This window comes from Shewanella decolorationis S12 (assembly GCF_000485795.1).
GTDB classification, from domain to species: Bacteria; Pseudomonadota; Gammaproteobacteria; order Enterobacterales; family Shewanellaceae; genus Shewanella; species Shewanella decolorationis.
The window spans coordinates 1-615 of the sequence record NZ_AXZL01000007.1 but is presented as its reverse complement, the minus strand read 5'-3'; the positions used below and the strand labels follow the sequence as shown (position 1 = coordinate 615).

Genomic DNA, 615 nt, shown 5'->3' with positions numbered 1-615 from the left:
CTTGGAGGATGGTCCCCCCATATTCAAACAGGATATCACGTGTCCCGCCTTACTCGTTTTCATCAAAGGTTAGTTTTCGTGTACGGGGCTATCACCCTGTGCCGCTGGACTTTCCAGACCATTCCACTAACACCCCTCTGACTTAAGGGCTAATCCCCGTTCGCTCGCCGCTACTAGGGGAATCTCGGTTGATTTCTTTTCCTAAGGGTACTTAGATGTTTCAGTTCCCCTCGTTTGCCTCGTAACGCTATGTATTCACGTTACGATGACCGCTTATGCGGCCGGGTTCCCCCATTCGGACATCGTTAGCTCAAATGCTTGTTACTAGCTCGCCAACGCTTTTCGCAAGTTACTACGTCCTTCATCGCCTCTGACTGCCAAGGCATCCACCGTATACGCTTAGTCGCTTAACCATACAACCCAAATGAGTTTCACATCACTTGTTTGCGACCAGCTGGTTTTACTTGTCTCATCTTCGACCAAGAAGATGGACTCGCCTTAGACTTGAATATTCAAGACACTTAACAAGTGTTTTAAGAACTCAATTTTTTCGTATTAACACAACGACAGACATCATTGTATTAATTACTATCAGCTTTCCAAATTGTTAAAGAA

The 615-nt window shown here is 45.5% G+C and carries 1 rRNA gene; it reads right to left on the bottom strand.

Annotated elements, in window-relative coordinates:
* Nucleotides 1-413 (bottom strand): 23S ribosomal RNA (locus SHD_RS00885); the annotation flags it as partial.
* Nucleotides 414-615 lie beyond the last annotated feature (202 nt).